The sequence below is a fragment of the Variovorax sp. PDC80 genome (assembly GCF_900115375.1).
GTDB lineage: Bacteria > Pseudomonadota > Gammaproteobacteria > Burkholderiales > Burkholderiaceae_C > Variovorax.
In genome coordinates this window covers 753099-768229 of record NZ_FOWG01000002.1, presented here as the reverse complement: position 1 = coordinate 768229, position 15131 = coordinate 753099, and the positions used below count along the sequence as shown (strand labels likewise).

Below are 15131 nucleotides of genomic sequence, written 5' to 3'. Positions count from 1 at the left end.
CGCGCAGGCACCCTTCGATGAAGACAAAGTGCCACGGACGGAGTTGCGTCGAGGATAGCACGCGGCCCCGTGAACAATTTCGCCGGGCACCTGCGATGGCGATGGCCGGAAAGCGATGATCGAGACTCCTTGCGCTCCGAAGCCGGCTCTTCGTGGATGGATCGGGCAAGTTGGACGAAGATTGGACTGCCGTTCGAAGCCTGGAACTTCCAGGCCTGGATGGCATCCGCGTGACTGATTGCAGTGGCCGGCCGCCGCTAGGCCAGCGCTCAGTTCGCGGCGCCGAACAGTGCTCGCACCCGCGCCAGGTCTTCCGGCGTGTCCACGCCCGGTCCCGGCGCCGCATCGCTCACATGCACCGCGATGCGATGCCCATGCCACAGCGCGCGCAGTTGCTCGAGCGCCTCGATGGTTTCGAGCGGCGAGGGCGGCAGCGAGGGGAACCGGCGCACGAAACCCGCACGGTAGCCGTAGATGCCGATGTGGCGCAGCGGTGCGGGCGAAGGCAGTTGCGTCGGAGGCACGCCCGGCGCGGCACCATCGCGCCACCAGGGAATCGGCGCGCGGCTGAAATAGAGCGCATTGCCCTGCGCGTCGAGCACGGCCTTCACGACGTTCGGATTGAGATAGTCGGCCACCGAATCGATCGCATGCACCGCGGTGCTCATGGCGGCATCGGGCCGCGCGAGCAGCGCCGCGGCCACGGCGTCGATCAACGCCGGGTCGATCAGCGGCTCGTCGCCCTGCACGTTGACCACCACCGCGTCGCCGTCGATGCCGAGCTGTTCGCAGGCCTCGGCGAGGCGGTCGCTGCCGCTCGGATGGCCCTGACGGGTGAGGATCGCCTCCACCCCGTGGGTCTGGCAGGCCGCGAGGATCGAGGCATGGTCCGCCGCCACCACCACGCGCGCCGCGCCGGACTGCGCCGCGCGCTGCGCCACGCGCGCCACCATCGGCACGCCCGCAATGTCGGCCAGCGGCTTGTCGGGCAACCGCGTCGACGCCAGTCGGGCCGGCACCAGAACCGTGAAGCTCACAGCCCGAGCTCGTCGTCGGACAGGGTGCGGGCCTCGTTCTCGAGCAGCACCGGAATGCCGTCGCGCACCGGATAGGCCAGGCGCGCACTGCGCGAACAGAGTTCCTGCTTCTCCGGATTCCAGGTCAGGGGGCCCTTGGTGACGGGGCAGACGAGCAGTTCAAGCAGCTTGGTGTCCATCGGTCGATGATAGCTTTGCGTCGAGCGCCGCAAGGAAGGCTTCGGAGGGGGCGAACAGCAGCGGCACGGCTAGCGCACGAGGCTCCTTGCGCCAGAGCTTGACCGCGTCCTTCTCGGTGCACAGCAGCAGGTGGCCGGCGGGCAGGTCGTCGTGCCAGTCGGCGAAATCGTGGTGATCGGGCAGGGCGATGGTTCGTTCGGGTTCGATGCCTTGCGCGCGCAGCATCTCGAAGAAGGCTTCGGGCCGCGCGATCGCCGCCAGCGCCGTGATGGGGCGTGCAGCCAGCGAGGCCAGTGGCGTTCGGGTGCCGTCGCTCGTCACCGCGTAGGTCGCCAGTTGGCGCGTGGCGGTGAAGCCACCGGGAAACGCCGGGTGCTCGCCGCTGTGCAGCACCAGGTCGCAATCGCGCGGCCAGGGTTCGCGCAAGGGGCCGGCCGGCAGCAGCCAGCCGTTGCCGATGCCGCGGTCGTCGAACACGCAGATCTCGATATCGCGCGCCAGCGCCAGGTGCTGCAGGCCGTCGTCGCTGACGACGACCTGCGTGGCGGGGTGGGCGGCGAGCAACGTTCGCGCGGCCTCGGCGCGGCGCCGCGCCACGAACACCGGCGCGCCGGTGCTGCGCCGGATCAGTGCCGGCTCGTCGCCGACCTCGCGCGGATCGCTGTCGGGCAGGACTTCGCGGCAGTCGTCCGTGTGCCGGCCGTAGCCGCGCGACACCACGCCGACCTGCCAGCCGCGCGAACGCAGATGTTGCACCACGGCCATCACCACCGGCGTCTTGCCCGCACCGCCGGCGATCACGTTGCCGACGATCACCACCGGTACCGGCATGCGCTCGGTACGCAAGCAGCCGAGGCGATAGAGCAGCGCGCGCAGCGCCACCAGGGTGCGAAAGAGCAGTGACAGCGGCCACAGCAGCATCGCCAGCGGGCCGCGCCGCAGCCAGGCGTGCCGAAGCCGCGAGGCGGTTGCGCCGGCGTCGGTGCCGTTGCGCCCCTGCGACGGCAACTCAGTGCCCGGCTTGCGCCGTCGACTGGGCGGCGAAGGTGATCTGCATCAGGCCCGCGCGGCGCGCGGCCTCCATCACCGTCACCACCGCCTGATGCGGGCTGCTGGCATCGGCGCTGATGATCACCACGCTGTCCTTGCCGCCGGTGGCGGCCGCGGCGAGCGCCGCCGCCACGGTGTCCACGCTGCGGTCGGGCATGGGCGTCTTGTTGATCGAATAGCGTCCGTCGGCCGACACGCCGACGATCACTTCCTTGGGGTAGTCGCGCTGCGCGTCCACGTCGGCCGTCGGCAGCCGCAGTTGCATCTCGGTGAACTTGCTGTAGGTGGTCGACAGCATCAGGAAGATCAACACCACCAGCAGCACGTCGATGAACGGGATCAGGTTGATCTCGGGCTCGTCGCGCGCGCCGTGGCGAAACTGCATGCGGCCGCGGCTCACCGGGCGCTCCCGGTGGCGGCCATGAAGGCGGGGAGCGCCCTCATTTGCGCATCGCGTTGAGATGGCGCGCGAAGCGCTCGCCCGAGAGTTCCAGATTCAGCAGGTACTCGTCGACGCGGCTGCGGAAGTAGCGCCAGAAGATCAGGGTCGGGATCGCGACGATCAGGCCGAAGGCCGTGTTGTAGAGCGCAATCGAGATGCCGTGCGCAAGTTGCGCCGGGTTGCCCGAGCCGACCGCGCCGCTGGTCGGCGACTGCGAGCCGAAGATCTCGATCATGCCGATCACCGTGCCCAGCAGTCCGAGCAGCGGGGCGGCCGAGGCGATGGTGGCGAGGGCGGGCAGGTAGCGTTCCAGCCGGTGCGCCACGGTGCGGCCCGAGGCTTCCATGGCGGCGCGCAGGTCGTCCTCGGTGCAGCGCGGATTGGCGTTCAGCGCCCGCAGGCCGGCGGCCAGCACCTGGCCGAGCATCGAGTTGTTCTCCAGCTTGGTCACCACATCGGGGCCGGGTACCGCGTTGTGCGACACGGTGATGGTTTCGTCGAGCAGTTTGGGCGGAAGCACCTTCACTGTCTTGAGACTTGTGAAACGTTCTATAACGAGTGCGAGTGCAATCACCGAGCAAGCGAGCAGCGGCCAGATGGGCCAACCTGCAGCAACTATGATGGAAAACAAGGAATCCTCCGGCCCCGTAGGCTGTCAATGCGCGGCGATTATCCACTGAGCCCACCATCGCCACACGGCTTGTTTGCGTGTCGGCCAAGACGCACAGATTCTGTGGATAACTTTGTGATTAACCCGCTGCGCAAGTCGCCGCGAGCCGCGCCAACTGGGCTTTCCATTAGATCGATTGAATTTTGGGCACCGCTTTTTTAAATGAAATCAACAACTTGCACGAGAAACCGTGCAATTGTCCGACCCCGGGGCCCTGGCGCCCGAGCCACGGCACCCGTTGTGGAAGAGTGCCAAATCACGATTCGGCGGTTTTGTGAACTTGCGTGACCCCAATCCGGTTTCCGGACCGCGCGTCTGGGCCGTCGGCGCGTTGTGCCGCGCGGTCGCCGATGCGCTCGATGCCCGCTTCAATCCGGTGTCCGTGCGCGGCGAAATCTCCGGTTTTTCGCGTGCGGCGAGTGGACATTGTTACTTCTCGCTCAAGGACGAGTCGGGCCAACTGCGCTGCGCCATGTTCCGCCGCGCGGCCGGCCTGCTCGATTTCTCGCCGCGCGACGGCGACCAGGTCGAGGTGCGCGGGCGTCTCGCGGTCTACGAGCCGCGCGGCGATCTGCAACTGGTGGTCGAAAGCCTGCGCCGGGCCGGGCAGGGCGCCCTGTTCGAGCAGTTCCTTCAGCGCAAGGCGCGTCTCGAGGCCGAGGGGCTGTTCGACCCGGCGCGCAAGCGCGCGCTGCCGGTGATGCCGCGCGCGATCGGCGTCGTCACCTCGCTGGGCGCCGCGGCGCTCCATGACGTGGTGACCGCGTTGCGCCGGCGTGTGCCCCACATTCCCGTGACGGTGGCGCCCGCGGCGGTGCAGGGCGCGGCTGCACCTGGCGAACTGGTGCGCGCGCTGCAATCGCTCTACGCGATGCAACCGGCGGTCGACGTCATCCTGCTGGTGCGCGGCGGCGGATCGATCGAGGACCTCTGGGCCTTCAACGACGAGAGTCTGGCACGCACCATCGTGCAGAGCCCGGTGCCGCTGATCAGCGGCGTGGGCCACGAGACCGACTTCACCATCGCCGACTTCTGCGCCGACCTGCGTGCGCCGACGCCTACCGCCGCGGCCGAGCTGGTCAGCGCGCCGCAGGCGCTGTGGCTCGATGCCCTGACCTTGCTCGAGGAGCGGCTCGACGACGCCATCGGCGCGCGGCTCGACGTGCTGGGCCAGCGGCTCGACCAGGCCGCGGGCCGGCTCGGCCGTCCCTCGTCGCTGGTCGCGCGTCAGCAGTTGCGGCTCGCGCACCATGCGCAGCGCCTGCACTATGCGGTGCTGTCGAGGACGCAGCGGCAATCGCAGGCGGCCCAGGCGTTGGCCGGCGATTTCCCCGCGAAGTTCGAGCGCGCGCTGGTGCAGCGCCGCGAGCGCCTGGAACGCGTCGCGCTGCGGCTGCGCCTGCTCGATCCCGCGCTCGTGCTGCAGCGCGGCTATGCCTGGATCACCGACGCCGACGGGCGCGCCGTGGTCAGCGCGAAGGCGCTCGCACCCGGCGATGCCGTCGTTGCCCGCCTGGCCGATGGCTCCGTCGATCTGACCGTCGGGTCACGCGGCGCGACGGGAACACGTCCGACGTGAGTGCCACGATTCCTTTCTAGAATCATTGATTCCCCACAACCAACCCACGAGAAAAAACCATGGAACATGTGCTCCCACCCCTGCCGTACGCCCTCGACGCGCTGGCACCCGAGTACTCGAAGGAGACCCTCGAGTACCACTACGGCAAGCACCACAACGCCTATGTGGTGAACCTCAACAACCTGCAGAAGGGCACCGAGTTCGAGTCGCTCACGCTCGAAGAGATCATCAAGAAGTCCAGCGGCGGCATCTACAACAACTCGGCCCAGATCTGGAACCACACCTTCTTCTGGAACTGCATGAAGCCCCAGGGCGGCGGCGCTCCGAGCGGCGCGCTGGCCAAGGCCATCGATGCCAAGTGGGGCAGCTTCGATGCCTTCAAGGAAGCCTTCGTGAAGTCGGCCGTGGGCAACTTCGGCTCGGGCTGGACCTGGCTGGTGAAGAAGCCCGACGGCAGCGTGGACATCGTGAACACCGGCGCCGCCGGCACGCCGCTGACGACCGCCGACACGGCGCTGCTGACGGTCGACGTCTGGGAACACGCCTACTACATCGACTACCGCAACCTGCGTCCCAAGTTCGTCGAGACCTTCCTGGCCAAGCTGGTCAACTGGGACTTCGCCGAAAAGAACTTCGGCTGAGATCGACGAGGGGCACCATCGCGGTGCCTTCATGAAAAAGCCCCGCGACGCGGGGCTTTTTGTTGGGCCAACCGAAATCGGTCGGCGGTGCGCGGCCTGCGAGGGGACTCAGCGCTTGCCCGCGGCGAACAACTCGCCGGTGATCTTCGCGCCCTTCTTGATGTTCTTCTTCTTGAACCAGCCCTGGTTCATTTCGAGCACGTACTTCACGGGCTCCTCGGAGCAATGCGAGTCGTCGGTCTGCGGCTTCATGTCGGCCAGGTTGACGATGCGGCCGTCCTCGGCCACGAAGGCGGCCGTCAACGGCAGCAGCGTGTTGCGCATCCAGAAGCACTGGGTGGCGGGCTGCTCGAACACGAAGATCATGCCTTCGGCCTGCGGCATCTCCTTGCGGAACATCAGGCCGACCTGGCGCTCGACCGGCGCCTGGGCGATCTGCGCATCGATGGTGTACAGGCCGATCGACAGCTTGGTGCGGGCGAGGTTGGTTTGGGGTTCCTGCTGGGCGTGGGCCGGAGCGAGCAGGGCGGCGGAAGCGGCGACGGAGAAGGCCAACAGGGCGGCAAAACGCTGGAGCATCGGGGTTCTTTCAGACTCTTCCATACAAAGAAGGCCGTGCCCGGCCCCATGAAAAAAGCCCGCGGAAGCGGGCCTGGCGGGCATGGCCTGTGAAGGCGGCTAGCTTACGCCTTCTTGGTGGCGACGTGGGCCTTGGCGACCTTGCGAGCCTTGTGCTTCTTGGCGGCGGCGTGCTTCTTGGCCGGCGCCTTGGCCTTGGTGGCGGCAGCGGCGGGAGCTGCTGCGGCGGGTTCGGGTTGTTGGGCAAAGGCACCGAATGCGACAAGACCGGCGACCAGGGCAGCGAACAGCTTCTTCATGACAAATCCTTTGAGATTGTTAGATATGGACCACCTCCCTGTGGAGGTGCATGTTCAACGGAAAGCATTCGTTGCGGTTGACAGTGCGGGCTCCGGAAGAATGAGCAAAAAATGAGGGCGAAAAAAAAGCGCCCCGATGGAGCGCTTTCTTTCAAGAGGACGAATCCTTAGTTGGGCGTGCCGCCTTGGGTCGACTTGCGCTTCACGCTGCCGTCCTTGTTGCGACGACGTTGGTCGCGGGTTTCAGCGCGCTTCTCGCCGGAGGTAGCAGCCTTGTCGGTGCCGATGGCGCCGCCTTCGGGCGTCTTGGCGATGTCGCCGGCCGGAGCGGCCACCTTGCCAGCGGGACGTGCGTCCTTACGGGCTTCAGCGCGTTGTTGCGCCTTGCTGTTGCTGGCGTTCCCTTGTTCGGGGGTGGTGCCAGCCGGGTTTTGGGCATAGGCGCCGGCTGCGAACAGGCCAGCGATCATGACTGCGAGAAGTTTGCTCATTGATGGATTCCTCTATCGAGAATTGGTTGGAAACGCCTCCCGGCGAGCAGAAGGTCAGGCACTAACGAGGCCGGCGGCCCGCAGGTTGACAAACGCCCACTGATGGGTTGCGTCTAAAATGTACAGCGATTTGTTCGCGGGCTGTACAGCGAATCCCCCTCGCTGTCTGAATTCGCAGACAGTCGTCACCGAATTACTTCCACTCCGGAGTCTTCCTCCCCTCATGTCCAGCTACCAGCACATCAAAGTCCCGACCGAAGGCCAGAAGATCACGGTCAACGCCGACAACTCGCTCAATGTGCCCGACCAGCCGATCATTCCCTTCATCGAAGGCGACGGGACTGGACTGGACATCACGCCCGTGATGCTGAAGGTGGTGGATGCGGCGGTAGCCAAGGCCTACGGCGGCAAGAAGAAGATCCACTGGATGGAAGTCTATGCCGGCGAAAAGTCGACCAAGGTCTACGGTCCCGATGTCTGGCTCCCCGAAGAAACGCTGCACGCCGTGCGTGACTACGTCGTTTCGATCAAGGGCCCGTTGACCACCCCCGTCGGCGGCGGCATCCGTTCGCTGAACGTCGCGCTGCGCCAGGAGCTCGACCTCTACGTCTGCCTGCGTCCCATCCAGTACTTCGAAGGCGTGCCCAGCCCGGTGCGCGAGCCGCACAAGACCAACATGGTCATCTTCCGCGAGAACTCGGAAGACATCTACGCCGGCATCGAGTTCGAAGCCGAGAGCGACAAGGCCAAGAAGCTCATCAAGTTCCTGCAAGAGGAAATGGGCGTCAAGAAGATCCGTTTCCCCGACACCTCGGGCATCGGCGTCAAGCCGGTGTCGAGGGAAGGCACCGAGCGCCTGGTGCGCAAGGCGCTGCAGTACGCGATCGACAACGACAAGTCGAGCGTCACGCTGGTGCACAAGGGCAACATCATGAAGTTCACCGAAGGTGGCTTCCGTGACTGGGGCTACGCCCTGGCCCAGAAGGAATTCGGCGCGGAACTCATCGATGGCGGCCCGTGGATGAAGTTCAAGAGCCCGAAGAGCGGCAAGGACATCACCGTCAAGGACAGCATCGCCGACGCGTTCCTGCAGCAGATCCTGCTGCGTCCCGCCGAGTACAGCGTCATTGCCACGCTCAACCTCAACGGCGACTACGTGTCCGACGCGCTGGCCGCGCAGGTCGGTGGCATCGGCATCGCCCCGGGCGCGAATCTGAGCGACACCGTCGCCATGTTCGAAGCCACCCACGGCACCGCGCCCAAGTACGCCGGCAAGGACTACGTGAACCCCGGTTCCGAAATCCTCTCCGCCGAAATGATGTTGCGCCACATGGGCTGGAAGGAAGCCGCCGACCTGATCATCAGCGCGATGGAAAAGTCGATCGCCAGCAAGAAGGTCACCTATGACTTCGCCCGCCTGATGGACGGCGCCACGCAGGTGAGCTGCTCGGGCTTCGGCCAGGTGATGATCGACAACATGTGATCCCGCCCTTGGCGTCCTCGAACGCCGAAGCGACAGTCACAAGCCCCCGAGGTTCTCGCGAGCCTCGGGGGCTTTTTCTTTGCCGCGCGGGTCTCTTTTGACGGTCCGGAAAGACTCGTTGGAGGCAAAGATCACGGACAGGGTGATGCCCGTGCGCATTTAACTATTGCTGAAAACTGGGGACGAAAAAACACGCTATCGCCTCGACAGAATCGTGCGCATCGAGGATCAGGGAGCGCACGATGAGGGGCAGGAAAAAGTCGCGATCGATGCCGCCATGCGCGCAAGCCGCGCATCGCTTCGCGCAGGCATGCATGCAGCGTGAGCGAGGGGATGGCCAGCCATGATCTTGTCTCGGCGAGCACTGTTCCTGAAGCTCGACCCCACGCTGTTTCGCGCGATCGAATCGGCGACGGCGTTCGCGAAGCTGCGCGGCAATCCGCATGTCGAACTCGTGCACTGGCTGCACCAACTCCGGCAGGCCGGCGATGGCGACCTGCATCGCCTGTGCCATCACCATCGCATCAGCCTGCCACTGCTCGACAAGGGTTTTGCCGCGGCCTTGTCGTGCCTGCCCGCCGGTACTTCGTCGTTGAGCGACTTCTCGCACCACATCGAAGCGGCGATCGAGCGCGCCTGGCTCTTGTCCAGTCTCGAGTTTGGCAGCCGTTGCATCCGCGGAGTGCAACTGATGAGCGCGCTGTTGCAGACCCCCGAGCTTCGGCGTGTGCTGTTCGAGATCTCGCCCGCATTTCGCGCCCTGGCGATCGAACGGCGACCCGATGAACTGTTGGCGCTCGTGAAGGGGTCACCCGAAGAAGCGGAAGGACCTCGCGATGGCTCGGACACCGTGCCGGTGTTTCCCGGCGAAGCTGGTCTCGCGATGGCAGCCGCTGCCTCGGCCGGCTCCGCGCTGGCCGCCTACTGCACCGATCTCACGGAGCATGCACGTGCCGAGCGGACCGATCCCGTCATCGGCCGTGGCCAGGAGATCGGCGCCATGGTCGACATCCTGCTGCGTCGGCGTCAGAACAACCCTTTGCTCACCGGCGAGGCCGGCGTGGGCAAGACGGCGGTCGTCGAGGGGCTCGCCCAAGCGATCGCCGGGGCCGAGGTCCCACCGAAGTTGCGTAATGCACGGCTGCTGAGCCTCGACGTCGGCGCACTGTTGTCTGGTGTCGGCGCGCACGGCGAGTTCGAGCACAGGCTCGAGGCGCTGCTGCGGGAAGCGACGCAGTCGACTCGGCCGGTGATCCTGTTCATCGAGGAGTTGCATGCGTTGGTCGGCGCAGGTGGCCGGGATGCAGCGGGAGATACCGCCAATCTCCTGAGGACAGTTCTCGCGCGCGGTGCGTTGCGCGTCATCGGCGCCACCAATCGGCGCGAATGCAGGCGTCACGTCGAACAGAATCCTGCGCTCGCGCGCCGCTTCCAGGTGCTGCAAATCATGGAGCCGCAGGCGGCTGACGCCATCGACATGGTGCGGGGATTCGCCACCACCTTCGCGGTGCACCATGGCGTGACCGTGCTCGACGAGGCGGTGCGCGCCGCTGTCGTGCTGTCGCATCGCTACCTGCCTGCGCGGCAGTTGCCCGACAAGGCCATCGGCCTGCTCGACACGGCCTGTGCGCGCGTGGCCATGTCGCTGCATGTGCCGCCACCGGCCGTGACGGGCCTGCGGCAGCGGATCGCGGCGCTCGCCGTCGAGGTCGGGCTGCTGCGCGACGAAACCAGGATGGCCCGGGGGTGCGAGACCCGGTTGGCACGGCTGATCGCGGTGCGCGATTCGCTCGAGCAGATCCGCGATGAGCTCAGGGCGCAGAAGAACAAGTGGCGGGGGGAGAAGGCGCTGGTCCGGCAGATCCAGGCGCTGAGGGTAGAAGAAAGAACGGAGGGGGAGGGTGAGCCGGACCATCTTCCGCACCTCGATTCATCGGTGCTCGAGCAGGAGCTTCAAGGCCTTCAGCAAGACACGCCGCAAGTCTTCCTTCAGGTCGACGAAGCGGTGGTTGCGAAGATCGTCGCCGAGTGGACCGGTATCCCCACCGGGCGGTTGCTCACCGACGAGGCCCTGGCCGTGCTTCAGCTGCGGCAGGTGCTCGAGCAGCGCGTGCTCGGCCAAGCGGGTGCGCTCGACATCATCGCGCGGCGCATCCAGGCGGCGCACGCGCGATTCACGGATCCGTGCAAGCCCGCTGGCGTGTTCCTGCTGGTTGGGTCTCCCGGTGTTGGCAAGACCGAAACGGCGCTGGCCTTGGCCGAGGCGATGCACGGCGGCGAGCAGAGCCTCATCACCCTGAACATGAGCGAGTTTCGGGAGCCGCACAGCGTGGCGATGCTCCGGGGCGCGCCTTCGGGCAGCGTCGGATACGGGGAGGTCGGCGTGCTCACGGAGGCCGTTCGCCGCCGGCCCTATGGCGTCGTGCTGCTGGCCGAGGTCGAGAAGGCCCATCCCGATGTGCACGAACTCTTCTGCCAGGTGTTCGACCAGGGATGGCTGGAGGACGGCGAAGGACAACGCGTCGACTTTCGCCACACCACGATCCTGCTCACCAGCAGCGTCGGCTCGGCCTTCATCGAGCACGCCTGCAGGAACCCGGCGGCGATGCCCTCGGCCGACGCCTTGTGTTCAGGCCTGGCGGTACCGTTACGCCGCGTCTTTTCCGCCGCCTTTCTCGACCGCGTGACGGTGGTGCCGTACCTGCCGCTGTCGACGCCGGTCATGGCCGGCATCGCCGCGCTGCATCTGCAGCGCATCGCGGACCGGATGGGCGAGCAGCATGGCATCGATCTGAGCTACGCGGACGATCTCGTCGCTCATGTCATCGGGCGATGCCGGGTCCACGACACCGGCGCGCGGCAACTCGTCGCGTTCATGGAGCAGCAGCTGTTGCCGGTCCTGTCGGGGCACTGGCTCGACGCACTGCGGGACAAGCGCGAGATCGTCCGCATGCATGTGAGCCTCCGAAGCCATGGCGCCGAGATGCTTGCGGACGGATCGCCAGGCGGTGCCGGGAAACGCATCGCCTGCCACATCGAGTACGCCTGAGGTGTTTTTCACCTGTGACCATCCCCTGGCTTGAATTTCAACCAGGCATGGCATACATCTGCAGGCGGATTGCTACGGATTTCCGTTGAAAACGGATGCCTGAACCCAGGCGGCTGTCAGGTGGCGACCCGAGGCGGCGTCGAATCGGTTGGCGAGCGCTGCGCCGACGCACCCGAACCGCGTCAGTTGGAACAGTTTGGCAAGCCATTTTCGTCTTCGACGGGGCGCCGCTGCAGGGGGCATTCCGCTGGCGCACCTCGCCGGTGCCGGCCGTGCGGCCTGCCGAAGTTGTTGCAAGTGCACCCCCGGGGCTTGTCAATGCTCTGGCCGATGGGTGAGAGGGCGAGCTTGCCGGGGTGATGTTTGAGGACAGGACGCAAGGAGGCGAGGGCCGCGAGGCAGGTGGTGGAAGAGGTCATTCGGCCCGATAGGCGCGGCGAAAAACGCGCAAGCGCTCCCGGGCTGTGGAGCCCATTCCGGCCCAGAACCCCGGCTGCAAGACCTCGGCGTCAAGGAAATTACCGATCTCCCAACGGAACCGCCGCCCGCCGAACACGCCCAAAGGCCCAAATTGCCAGTCCCCCGAAAGCCTGTTCTGTGGAATATCCGCGCTGGATATCGTCAAAATCCGTTGAACGGATTTTTAACGGCGTATGAGACGCAAGCCTCTTGATTTGTCGAATTCTCGCCACCAGCTTTTCCCGAGCCGGCACGGCGCTTGCACGCTCTATAGAATCTTTTTCATGGCAACGAGAATTCCTTCGACCCCTCCCACGCCACCGGTGCGCAAACCGGCGCGAGACGACGGAGATTCGGTCGTCCTCGAGCGGCGTCCGCAGAAAACGGCGCCTCCCCAGATGTACCAGGTGGTCATGCTCAACGACGACTACACGCCCATGGAGTTCGTGGTCGTCGTCTTGCAGGAGTACTTCAGCAAGGACCGCGAAAGCGCCACCCAGATCATGCTCAAGATCCACCTCGATGGCCGCGGCGTCTGTGGGGTCTATTCCCGCGACATGGCGGCCACCAAGGTCAACCAGGTGATGGAGGCGGCCAAGCAGGCAGGGCATCCTTTGCAATGTGTCAGCGAACCCGTGGAATGAACCTGTTGATTTAGGCAAGCTCCAACCCATCTGAGAACTTATTTACAGCAAGGCAAAAAGGAAATCACATGATTGCCCAGGAACTGGAAGTCAGCTTGCACATGGCCTTCGTCGAGGCCCGGCAACAGCGCCACGAGTTCATCACCGTGGAGCATTTGCTGCTCGCTTTGCTGGACAACCCGAGCGCCGCGGAAGTTCTGCGCGCCTGCTCGGCCAACGTCGACGACCTGCGGGCGTCGCTCACCAACTTCATCAAGGACAACACGCCCCAGGTGGCGGGTACCGACGATGTGGACACCCAGCCCACGCTGGGCTTCCAGCGCGTGATCCAGCGCGCCATCATGCACGTGCAGTCCACCGGCAACGGCAAGAAGGAAGTCACCGGCGCCAACGTGCTGGTCGCGATCTTCGGCGAGAAGGATTCGCACGCGGTCTACTACCTGCACCAGCAGGGCGTGACCCGCCTCGACGTGGTGAACTTCATCGCCCACGGCATCAAGAAGAGCGATCCGCCGGAAGCCGTCAAGGGCAACAGCGAAGCCTCCTCGAACGAGAGCGAAGAGGGCGGCGGCGAGAAGAACGAGAAGGCCTCGCCGCTCGAACAGTTCACGCAGAACCTCAATCAGATGGCCAAGGACGGCAAGATCGATCCGCTGATCGGCCGCGAGTACGAGGTCGAGCGCGTGATCCAGATCCTGTGCCGCCGGCGCAAGAACAACCCGCTGCTGGTCGGCGAGGCCGGCGTGGGCAAGACGGCGATCGCCGAGGGCCTGGCATGGCGCATCACGCAGGGCGACGTGCCCGAGATTCTGGCCGAGTCGAACGTGTTCTCGCTCGACATGGGCGCGCTGCTCGCGGGCACCAAGTACCGCGGCGACTTCGAACAGCGCCTGAAGGGCGTGCTCAAGTCGCTCAAGGACAAGCCGAACGCGATCTTGTTCATCGACGAGATCCACACCCTGATCGGTGCCGGCGCGGCCTCGGGCGGCACGCTCGATGCGTCGAACCTGCTGAAGCCGGCGCTCTCGAGCGGCCAGCTCAAGTGCATCGGCGCGACCACCTTCACCGAATACCGCGGCATCTTCGAGAAGGATGCGGCCCTGTCGCGTCGTTTCCAGAAGGTCGACGTGGTCGAGCCCTCGGTGCAGGAAACCGTCGACATCCTCAAGGGCCTGAAGTCGCGCTTCGAGGAACACCATGGCGTGAAGTACGCGGTGGCCGCACTGCAGGCCGCGGCCGAACTGAGCGCCAAGTACATCAATGACCGTCACCTGCCCGACAAGGCGATCGACGTCATCGACGAAGCGGGCGCGGCCCAACGCATCCTGCCGGCGAGCAAGCGCAAGAAGACCATCAGCAAGACCGAGGTCGAGGAAATCGTCGCGAAGATCGCGCGCATTCCCCCGGCCAACGTCAGCAACGACGACCGCGGCAAGCTGCAGACGATCGAGCGCGACCTCAAGAGCGTGGTGTTCGGCCAGGACAAGGCACTCGAAGTGCTGGCCTCCGCGGTCAAGATGGCGCGTTCGGGCCTGGGCAAGGGCGACAAGCCGATCGGCTCGTTCCTGTTCTCGGGTCCCACGGGCGTCGGCAAGACCGAAGCGGCCAAGCAGCTCGCCTACATCATGGGCATCGAGCTGATCCGCTTCGACATGTCGGAGTACATGGAGCGTCATGCGGTGAGCCGCCTGATCGGCGCGCCTCCGGGCTACGTCGGTTTCGACCAGGGTGGTCTGCTGACCGAAGCCGTCACGAAGAAGCCGCACTCGGTGCTGCTGCTCGACGAAATCGAGAAGGCGCACCCGGACATCTTCAACGTGCTGCTGCAGGTCATGGACCATGGCACGCTGACCGACAACAACGGGCGCAAGGCCGACTTCCGCAACGTCATCATCATCATGACGACGAACGCGGGTGCCGAGACCATGAACAAGGCGACCATCGGCTTCACCAACCCGCGGCAGGCCGGCGACGAAATGGGCGACATCAAGCGCCTGTTCTCGCCCGAATTCCGCAACCGGCTGGATGCCATCGTCAACTTCAAGGCGCTCGACGAGCAGATCATCCTGCGCGTGGTCGACAAGTTCCTGCTGCAGCTCGAAACGCAGCTGGCCGAGAAGAAGGTCGAGGTCACGTTCACCGACAAGCTGCGCAAGCACCTGGCGAAGAAGGGCTTCGATCCGCTGATGGGCGCACGGCCGATGCAGCGCCTGATCCAGGACACGATCCGTCGTGCACTGGCCGACGAACTGCTGTTCGGCCGCCTGACCGAAGGCGGGCGCCTGGAAGTCGATCTCGACGAGAAGGACGAGGTGCTGCTCGACATCCAGCCGCTGCCGAAGAAGGAAGGCAAGTCCAAGCCCGAGGCCGAGGAAGCCGCGACCGGCTGATCCCCGCCGATCGACGGGGCATTCGCCCTCAAAAGGCCGGTAGCATCGCGCTGCCGGCCTTTTTTCTTTTCCTCGGGCGGGCGCTTCAGGGATGGAAAGCGGCGTGCGGCCAAGCCGATCGCGCCTTTTCCCGATGCC

Annotated in this window: 14 protein-coding genes; 6 read left to right on the top strand and 8 right to left on the bottom strand. The window is 65.5% G+C overall.

Features of this window, described 5'->3' with window-relative positions:
• Positions 1-269: 269 nt before the first annotated feature.
• The 5 genes from kdsB to BM109_RS09065 all read right to left on the bottom strand — a co-directional run bounded on the left by kdsB (position 270) and on the right by BM109_RS09065 (position 3340).
• Positions 270-1037: a 3-deoxy-manno-octulosonate cytidylyltransferase gene (kdsB, locus tag BM109_RS09085; protein ID WP_093342224.1), complete on the bottom strand. Its 768-nt coding sequence runs from the start codon at positions 1035-1037 to the stop codon at positions 270-272.
• Positions 1034-1216, bottom strand: coding sequence for a Trm112 family protein (locus BM109_RS09080; RefSeq protein ID WP_057596378.1), 183 nt, complete (start codon positions 1214-1216; stop codon positions 1034-1036). The genes kdsB and BM109_RS09080 overlap by 4 nt, the downstream gene beginning before the upstream one ends.
• The gene (gene lpxK, locus BM109_RS09075) at positions 1197-2138 is read right to left on the bottom strand and encodes a tetraacyldisaccharide 4'-kinase (protein ID WP_218159368.1); all 942 of its coding nucleotides are present in this window, start codon (positions 2136-2138) and stop codon (positions 1197-1199) included. Before lpxK ends, BM109_RS09080 begins: the two co-directional genes overlap by 20 nt.
• A gap of 88 nt (positions 2139-2226) precedes the next feature.
• Positions 2227-2652: an ExbD/TolR family protein gene (locus BM109_RS09070; protein WP_093342484.1), complete on the bottom strand. Its 426-nt coding sequence runs from the start codon at positions 2650-2652 to the stop codon at positions 2227-2229.
• 55 nt (positions 2653-2707) lie between these two features.
• A complete protein-coding gene (locus tag BM109_RS09065; RefSeq protein ID WP_093342221.1) occupies positions 2708-3340 on the bottom strand; it encodes a MotA/TolQ/ExbB proton channel family protein in 633 nt (210 codons plus the stop codon).
• A gap of 313 nt (positions 3341-3653) precedes the next feature.
• Between BM109_RS09065 and xseA the strand changes: the two genes are divergently transcribed.
• Both xseA and BM109_RS09055 read left to right on the top strand, forming a co-directional pair.
• Complete coding sequence (gene xseA / locus BM109_RS09060) at positions 3654-4958, top strand: exodeoxyribonuclease VII large subunit (RefSeq protein ID WP_093342220.1); 1305 nt, start codon at positions 3654-3656, stop codon at positions 4956-4958.
• Positions 4959-5017: 59 nt separating this feature from the next.
• Positions 5018-5599 (top strand): superoxide dismutase, encoded by a 582-nt coding sequence (locus BM109_RS09055; protein ID WP_093342218.1) that lies wholly within the window; start codon positions 5018-5020, stop codon positions 5597-5599.
• 108 nt (positions 5600-5707) lie between these two features.
• Here BM109_RS09055 and BM109_RS09050 read toward each other — a convergent pair whose 3' ends face one another.
• The 3 genes from BM109_RS09050 to BM109_RS09040 form a co-directional block, all read right to left on the bottom strand.
• Positions 5708-6178 (bottom strand): DUF192 domain-containing protein, encoded by a 471-nt coding sequence (locus BM109_RS09050; protein WP_093342217.1) that lies wholly within the window; start codon positions 6176-6178, stop codon positions 5708-5710.
• A 104-nt stretch (positions 6179-6282) separates the two neighbouring features.
• Positions 6283-6477 carry a hypothetical protein gene (locus BM109_RS09045; protein WP_093342215.1) on the bottom strand — a complete coding sequence of 65 codons (195 nt, stop codon included), beginning with the start codon at positions 6475-6477 and terminating at the stop codon, positions 6283-6285.
• Between the two features lie 167 nt (positions 6478-6644).
• Positions 6645-6968, bottom strand: coding sequence for a hypothetical protein (locus BM109_RS09040; RefSeq protein WP_057594841.1), 324 nt, complete (start codon positions 6966-6968; stop codon positions 6645-6647).
• A 223-nt stretch (positions 6969-7191) separates the two neighbouring features.
• On the opposite strand from BM109_RS09040, the gene icd reads away from it, so the two are divergent.
• The 4 genes from icd to clpA all read left to right on the top strand — a co-directional run bounded on the left by icd (position 7192) and on the right by clpA (position 14993).
• Positions 7192-8451 (top strand): NADP-dependent isocitrate dehydrogenase, encoded by a 1260-nt coding sequence (gene icd, locus BM109_RS09035; protein WP_093342214.1) that lies wholly within the window; start codon positions 7192-7194, stop codon positions 8449-8451.
• 343 nt (positions 8452-8794) lie between these two features.
• Positions 8795-11500 (top strand): type VI secretion system ATPase TssH, encoded by a 2706-nt coding sequence (gene tssH / locus BM109_RS09030; protein WP_093342212.1) that lies wholly within the window; start codon positions 8795-8797, stop codon positions 11498-11500.
• 743 nt (positions 11501-12243) lie between these two features.
• Positions 12244-12603, top strand: a complete 360-nt coding sequence (clpS, locus tag BM109_RS09025; protein ID WP_093342210.1) for an ATP-dependent Clp protease adapter ClpS — start codon at positions 12244-12246, stop codon at positions 12601-12603.
• Positions 12604-12671: 68 nt separating this feature from the next.
• Positions 12672-14993, top strand: coding sequence for an ATP-dependent Clp protease ATP-binding subunit ClpA (gene clpA, locus BM109_RS09020; protein ID WP_093342208.1), 2322 nt, complete (start codon positions 12672-12674; stop codon positions 14991-14993).
• The last annotated feature ends 138 nt before the right edge of the window (positions 14994-15131 follow it).

Bases quoted from the DNA above. Each gene is read 5' to 3' on its own strand.
- BM109_RS09080 (WP_057596378.1), bottom strand. From the start codon at position 1,216: ATGGACACCAAGCTGCTTGAACTGCTCGTCTGCCCCGTCACCAAGGGC.
- lpxK (WP_218159368.1), bottom strand. From the start codon at position 2,138: ATGCTGCTGTGGCCGCTGTCACTGCTCTTTCGCACCCTGGTGGCGCTG.
- BM109_RS09070 (WP_093342484.1), bottom strand. From the start codon at position 2,652: ATGCAGTTTCGCCACGGCGCGCGCGACGAGCCCGAGATCAACCTGATC.
- BM109_RS09055 (WP_093342218.1), top strand. From the start codon at position 5,018: ATGGAACATGTGCTCCCACCCCTGCCGTACGCCCTCGACGCGCTGGCA.
- BM109_RS09050 (WP_093342217.1), bottom strand. From the start codon at position 6,178: ATGCTCCAGCGTTTTGCCGCCCTGTTGGCCTTCTCCGTCGCCGCTTCC.
- BM109_RS09045 (WP_093342215.1), bottom strand. From the start codon at position 6,477: ATGAAGAAGCTGTTCGCTGCCCTGGTCGCCGGTCTTGTCGCATTCGGT.
- BM109_RS09040 (WP_057594841.1), bottom strand. From the start codon at position 6,968: ATGAGCAAACTTCTCGCAGTCATGATCGCTGGCCTGTTCGCAGCCGGC.
- icd (WP_093342214.1), top strand. From the start codon at position 7,192: ATGTCCAGCTACCAGCACATCAAAGTCCCGACCGAAGGCCAGAAGATC.
- tssH (WP_093342212.1), top strand. From the start codon at position 8,795: ATGATCTTGTCTCGGCGAGCACTGTTCCTGAAGCTCGACCCCACGCTG.
- clpS (WP_093342210.1), top strand. From the start codon at position 12,244: ATGGCAACGAGAATTCCTTCGACCCCTCCCACGCCACCGGTGCGCAAA.
- clpA (WP_093342208.1), top strand. From the start codon at position 12,672: ATGATTGCCCAGGAACTGGAAGTCAGCTTGCACATGGCCTTCGTCGAG.